The 6396-nt window shown below is 68.7% G+C and carries 3 protein-coding genes; 2 read left to right on the top strand and 1 reads right to left on the bottom strand.

Going from position 1 to position 6396, the window contains the following annotated elements; all coding sequences use genetic code 11:
• Nucleotides 1–1089: 1089 nt before the first annotated feature.
• Complete coding sequence (locus tag ABT085_RS42490; protein ID WP_351621361.1) at nucleotides 1090–4263, bottom strand: NACHT domain-containing protein; 3174 nt, start codon at nucleotides 4261–4263, stop codon at nucleotides 1090–1092.
• 609 nt (nucleotides 4264–4872) lie between these two features.
• Here ABT085_RS42490 and ABT085_RS42485 point away from each other — a divergent pair.
• Nucleotides 4873–5337 (top strand): hypothetical protein, encoded by a 465-nt coding sequence (locus ABT085_RS42485; RefSeq protein WP_351621359.1) that lies wholly within the window; start codon nucleotides 4873–4875, stop codon nucleotides 5335–5337.
• Nucleotides 5334–6005 carry a nucleotidyl transferase AbiEii/AbiGii toxin family protein gene (locus tag ABT085_RS42480; RefSeq protein WP_351621357.1) on the top strand — a complete coding sequence of 224 codons (672 nt, stop codon included), beginning with the start codon at nucleotides 5334–5336 and terminating at the stop codon, nucleotides 6003–6005. Before ABT085_RS42485 ends, ABT085_RS42480 begins: the two co-directional genes overlap by 4 nt.
• Nucleotides 6006–6396: the final 391 nt, after the last annotated feature.

Genomic DNA, 6396 nt, shown 5'->3' with positions numbered 1-6396 from the left:
CCAGTTCTACCGGGGCTCCGCTTCTCACGTCCGGCGTTCTTCCAGACCAGACCCCACTCGCAGCCAGGGACCCGACCCGTAACTTCATGGCCTTGCCCTTTAGCCTCGCCCACGGCACGCTGCCAACTGCGCGCCACCCCACCATGCTCACGCGCCGACTGCGCAGCGAGCCCGCGCCGGTAACCGCCCTCCTCGCGCAGCACGGCCAAGGCCACACTCACCGCCCGCTCACGCTGCGCACAAAAAACCGGAATCATCCGGTACCTCTTGCGTTCCAGGGCAGCACCCAGGGAGCGTTTCTGAAGGCGCCCTGCGAGTTGGGCCCCGCTCTTTCAGAAGAGTTGGGCCCTTTGTGATGTCTGAGGGTTCTGCTCCGTCTGAAGGGGCGAAGAGGCCCTCCGCACCCGTGGGCGGGCCTGTATCGAGGGCCCGCCCGCAGGATGTCCAGTCGCGGCGGGCGGGCCCGCGAGCCGCAGAGGGCCCAGTAATGACCGTACCCATCGACGTGTCGGCCGCGTTGATCTTCCTCGTGCCGTGCGTCGTCGTCGGGGTTGCCGTCTACCGGCACGCCTGCAAGACCTCGACCACCATCCCGAAGACCGGTGACCTCGGTACCGCGTTCGCTGCGGCCGCGGTGACTCTAGGCGCGCTAGGCTTCCTGTTCGGCGTCTCCGTCGACCGGGACAACACACACCAGCCAGCCCTCCGTCACCAGCGTGACCCAGGCGCCGTCCTCGGGCCCGAGCGGAGCCACGGGCACCGTCGGCGGGCTGAGCGACAACTCTGGGCAGGGGCGACGCCGACGAGCTCCCTGCCTCCGAGCCCCAGGGCGTCGTAGACCCCCGTTTGCGCCTGATGACACCGCTCTTACCCACACCCCTCGAGGCCCGTGAGTTCACGGAAACTGAAGGGGGCGCCTTGAGGTAGAAGCAAATCGACTGAAACGGGGTGAGGTTCGATGCACCTGTCGCTTGAAGTGCGTAGAGCGCATATGCCTCAGCGAAACCAGCCGGGACAAACGTAGGCTTCGGACGGGCGAAGCAACCGGGGTCGCCAACCGACTGCCTCGCTGGCCGTCGGCCCGCCTGCTTACTCCGGCGGGCCGGTGGCCGGAGCGTGGTGGCGCGCGATCAGGGCCCGGTCTTCCGCCGATATGAGGGCGTGCACCAAGGGTCGGTGGGCTGCCAGCGCATGGGACAGTGCATCGAACACGGTCACCGGCAATGGTTGTGCCCTCTCGCTGTCACCGAACATGAGCTGGATGAGCTGTGCCAGAAACTGCAGGACGTCGTCGTGTGCGTCGCCGGGGACTCGTCCCCTGTCCTGGCCGAAGGCCGTGAGAAGGGCGTGCACGGCTGACACCAGGTGGGGGTGGCGCATGTCCATCAGCAGCCGCGTTCCCTGGAGCGCCCGGTCGTAGAGATTGCCGAGTTCCCTGTCGCTCATGGTCGTGCGATCGGCCAGCAGCAGTTCGAGCAGGTCGTGGGCGAGCGATGAGGCCGGAGCTCCGTCGACCGGACTGAACAAGGTCACGGCCTGGCCGAGCCACCGGAATACCGGGTCCAGGGCATGCCGCATCACCGAGTCATTGGTTCCGCCGGACACGGCCGTTTTGTGCCACAGTTCGTCCCAGTACGACCGTGACCAGCCTGGGCCTCCGCTGCCTCGCGGGTAGCGGAAGTGCCAGTTCATGTCGAGGGGCTGTGGTGGGGTGCCTGGCTCGGAGCGAAGCGATATCTCCAGGGCCCGACCCTCGCCGTCCCACGTGTGATGCACGTCGAGGGACAGAGCGAAGTCCGTCCATTGGCTCTCGTTCATCGCCGAGCGCCACAGCAGGCAGTGCCGGTGCCAGGCACCCGGCGGGTCCGCGGAGCCCGGGAACAGCTCGGCGGCGGAGCAGCGCTCGGTGAGTAGCACCGTCAGGAGCACGAGGTTGGAACCGTAGAGGCCGTGGCGTGTCGTCGTGCGCAGCAGGGCGGGTCGGTAGGTCGGGTGCTGGTCACCGGTGCGCGTCGTGTGCTGGGTCAGAACCTGGATGAGGGTCCGAGTCAGCCGGCGCCGTTCCGCCATGGACAGCCTGCCGGTCAGCGACCGCGCGAAGCGCAGCATCTGCCGGGATGCCAGGGAGGTGTAGGAAAGCAGTGCGTAGGCGAGGTCGTCGTCGATGCGGGTGTCCCCGAGAGAGAGCGCGGGGCGGGGTGCGAGCAGGTCGGTGAGCAGGTGCAGGGTGAGGCGTACGGCCAGATATTCGCCGAAGGTCGCGTGCAGGAACTCGTAGGTGGCGAGTACCTGGCCGTCCCGCACTGACTGGGCTCGCTGGACGAAGAAGAAGCGGCCGAGCGCCGTTTCGGCGGCGGTGAGCGGGGTGCGGAATCCCGGTGGCCGCACCGGCTGCCTGCCCAGTACGGCGGTGAGGTCCTGCTCGAGTTCGTCGGCCGACACCCACTGGCGACCCCGGTTCAGCTGGGCGAAGGCCACGAGCGACAGGCGCTGCAGTTCCTGCTCGACAAGGGCGGCCGTGTCCTCGTCGGAGACGGCGTGGAGTGTCGTCTTGCCGACCTCGCGCCGGGCGAAGGAGGACAGCAGCTGCTCGTACAACTCGGTGACGTCGAAGTCGTCGTCGGCGCGCCGCAGAGCACCCTCGGCAGCGTCGTACAGCGCGAGCATGGTCAACAGCAGAGGCTGAGAGGCGAGTTCGGCGTGCCGTTCGAGGTGCTGCCAAGTGAGCGGGCCGCGGCCGTGCGCCGAGAGTCCGGCCATGTTGGCCTCGTTCCACACGGCCAGCCAGGTCGTGATCTGCTCGGCGCGGAAGGGCTCCAGGCGCAGGACGACCATGCCGGTGGGGTATCGGGCGCGGTCGGCCACGGAGGTCCGGCTCGTCACCAAGGCCAGCACGGGCCGCCCCTGATCCGCCTCACGCCGCTGAAACTGGGACACGCGCTCCAGGAAGTTGGTTTGGTGGACGCCGGTCGTCTGCAGCAACTCGTCGAAGCCGTCCAGGAGCAGAGCAGGAGTACTGCCACCTGCCGCGCGCACCAGTTCCGGCCAGCTGACCCGTTCGCCGGTGGAGGCGCGGATCGCCTGTTCGATCTGGTCCTGCAGTTCGTCCTCCACCCGGACGTCCCGCAGCGGCACGCGCACGGGGAGAAAACCGACGGAGGGGAGCCGTGCGGCGAGCACCCGGGTGAGGACGGATTTGCCGGCACCGGGCTGGCCCAGGATCAGCAGGGGCGCCTCGGCGAGCTGAGGAGAGGTGAGGGCCCCGGCCAGGTAGCGGGTGAGGTCTCGGCGGAGAGGCAGTCGCCCCCACCACTCGTGGTCGACCGGTGCGGCCTGCCCGGAAACGGCACTGACGCGGAAGTCCGGGTCGAGGTAGAGGTCCTGAAGGGTGGGAATCCTAATGCCGTCCGGCGCCGACGCGGCGTCCAGCACAGGGTGAGCGAGCGCCGCCTGGTGAGCGCGCGCCAGCGCGGAGGCCACGTCGACCGGCGGGCGCAGCGCCTCGGTGGTGCGGGTGAGGAGAGTCTCGATCCCGGATAGGGCACGGCCGACGTCTGTGTGGATCGCCTGCTGCGCCACATGTGTGACCCAGAAACCGAATTCGGGAGCCTCCTTGGCGAGCTCGACGTACAGGCTCTGGTACCGGTCATGTGCCGCGCGCGGCAGGTCATCCATGAGAGCCGCATGGGCCCGAAGGCGCCGCAACGCGTCCATGTGCTCCCAAAGAGCAAGGCCTTCGAGGAAGGCGTAGAACCTGCGGGCGTAGTCCGCGTACCTCGCGAGCAGCATCGCGGTGAGCGCCGAGGCCGGTATGTGCGGTGCCGGGCAGGGCAGGTCCGTGGCGAGCAGCAGCGACACCAGGTCCGGCGTCTGCGGGGTCGAGCCCGATTCGGTCCGGGCGAGGGCGAGTTGCTCGTCTCGGGTCAACCGCACCTCGGCGAGGGTGAACGGAAGATCCAACTCCTCCATCGCCTCGAAGAAGGCCACCACGACGATGACCGTGTGCGCCGCGCGCAGCACATCGGTCCGCTCCGCACGCCCCTGGGTACGGTCCAGACGGGCGCCGACGCCGCGGATCGCGTCGCGTCCGAGGCCGAGGAGGCGTCCGTTGGCGTCGGCCATGCCGATCACCGTGCCGCTGACCCCGGCGGTCGCCAGATTCAACGCCCCACCGAGCGCCCGATCTAACGCCGCCAGCCGCGGCGGCTCGGCACCGAGAAGCACCAGAGCGTCGGCGAACGCCAGGAGTCTGCGTGCCACCATGTCCCTCACTCCCGCATCTCTACAGGCCCGGCCGAGGCCGACGCTACCGCGCGCTGATAGTCCCGTCGGTATGATTCGAAGGACGCGGAGGACCGCGAAGCGGGGTGATCAGCATTGGCTGCGGCGGCGTCCATGTCATGCGCTTGCCATCGGCAAGCGCGTCAACCTGGTCCACCCGACCGCCGCAGGACACGAAAACACCGCCAACCGGGTCGAACGAGCCATCCGCATCGCCCTCCTGAACCAACCGACCGGCCCCCGGCGCCAGAGCCCCGGCACCCGCGCGAAAGACACGGCCCGGGGTACCCCGGCTCGACGAGCGCAAAGAGCACCGCTCGCCGAACCCACCTACAGGGCCAGGGGGGCGGCGCCAGGGCGACGCCACGTGACGCTTGTTCATGTTCCCGGACGACCTCGACTCGGGCCGCTCCGGGGCGAAGCGGGGGTCTCGCCCTGCCCGGACCAGGCCCGTTTTGAGCCACCAGACGTGACCCCGGGACGCCGAGAGGGCAGCCGCAAGGACGTCGCACCGTCGGGGACCGAGGGCATGGACATCTGGTACATGCTGTTGCGGCCCCGCGTCGGGTGGGAGCCGTCATAATTGAGGGTATGCCCGCCACACCGCAGTACCCGGTTCCCGCACCGCCCCCTGCCGGTGCTGATGTCGTCGAGAAAGCGGGTTCCGGCGGCACGGATCTGGAGTTGTACCGGGAGAAGTTTTGGCGACGGCTGCCGGATTCGCTGGATGAGTTGCACGGGCCGGCACAGGGGGTCGTGGAACCACCTGTCACCGTGGTCTGGTCTGGGCTGCGTGCCTTCGATCTCGCCAACGAGCGTCAGCGGATGAGTCTGTACCGCATCGTCCTGGCCGAGGGGATGCGCCAGGACCTGTGCGCTCTTTTGAACCGGGACATCCTTCTGCGGTCGTGGCCCACCTTGCGGACCTTGGTCTCGACCACGGTCCGCGGTGTGTGGGAGGACCGATTTCCAGAGCTGCGGGCTCTGGCCGATGTGCCTGCGGCTCAGCCCCCGGCCCGGCGACGGCGCCCCCACCACGGATCGGCGGCCGCGTGAGACTTCCCGACCTGCACGCTCGCCTTCTGGCGGACGTCCTGGCCAGCGGCTCCCCATACCCCCTGGTGATCACCGGCGGCTACGCCGTCCAGGCTCACGAACTCCTCGCACGCCCGAGCCAGGACCTCGACGTCGCCACCGAGAACCCCGCACCGATGGACGAGATCGTCCGCACCCTCACCGACGGGCTCACCGAACGCGGCTGGCATCTCGAGGTGATCGAAGTCGCCCCGCTCTCTGCGCGCCTCAACGTCACCGACACCCACTCCGCAACCCAGGAGACGTGCGAGGTCGACGTCCTGAAGGAAGTGTTCACCCGCCCGGCCGCCTCCAGCGCCTACGGGCCCGTGCTCGCCGAAGAAGACGTGATCGGCACCAAGGTCCGTGCGCTGGCCGAGCGGGGCGTGGCCCGCGACGCTCTGGACGTTTTCGCCGCCTCGCGTCGCTGGTCTACGGCCGATCTTGAGGAATTCGGCCGCCGCCACGCCCGCGAGCGCTTCGACCTGGAGTCCCTCCAGACCCGTCTGACCGCCGTCGCCTGGCTCGACGATGCAGAACTCGAGGCGTACGGCGCAACCCCTGAACTGATCGACGAGCTGATGGCCTGGGCCCAGGAATGGGCCGACGACCTTGGCCGCCGACTGCTGCGCGACCAGGACATGGAGTAGCCCAAAGCACCGCGTGCCGCGTGGTTGCGCAGTTGCCCCTGCAGTGGCGGCTGGGACAACGGGTGCGGTGCGCGGCACCCGCGGCCTGACCTGTTGTCCGTGGGGTGCGGGAACATCCGGCGATGGTGGTTACAACGGGTGTGGCGGTGGAGGGTGGACAGTGTCCCCGGGCCTCACCTCTCGCCCATGAGGACGATCGTTCGGCTGAAGCCTCATGGAGCCTTTCGCCGCGTAGGCGACCGCCCTTCACGGCTGACACACGGCCACACCCCTTTTCGCGAGGCTCCGCCGGGACCATCCCGGCGGGGGCGAGCGTGTTTTTGTGGGGGGGTATGGTGGGGGGGTTTATACAAATTTTTGGTTGAGTTTTTTAAGTCGGGTTGGTTTGCAG

This window comes from Streptomyces sp. NPDC002265, from assembly GCF_040296125.1.
In the GTDB taxonomy this organism is placed as follows: Bacteria; Actinomycetota; Actinomycetes; order Streptomycetales; family Streptomycetaceae; genus Streptomyces.
Note: the sequence above shows the minus strand (reverse complement) of the source record. Positions and strands in the feature narration are given on the sequence as shown.

Bases quoted from the DNA above. Each gene is read 5' to 3' on its own strand.
- ABT085_RS42490 (WP_351621361.1), bottom strand. From the start codon at position 4,263: ATGGTGGCACGCAGACTCCTGGCGTTCGCCGACGCTCTGGTGCTTCTC.
- ABT085_RS42485 (WP_351621359.1), top strand. From the start codon at position 4,873: ATGCCCGCCACACCGCAGTACCCGGTTCCCGCACCGCCCCCTGCCGGT.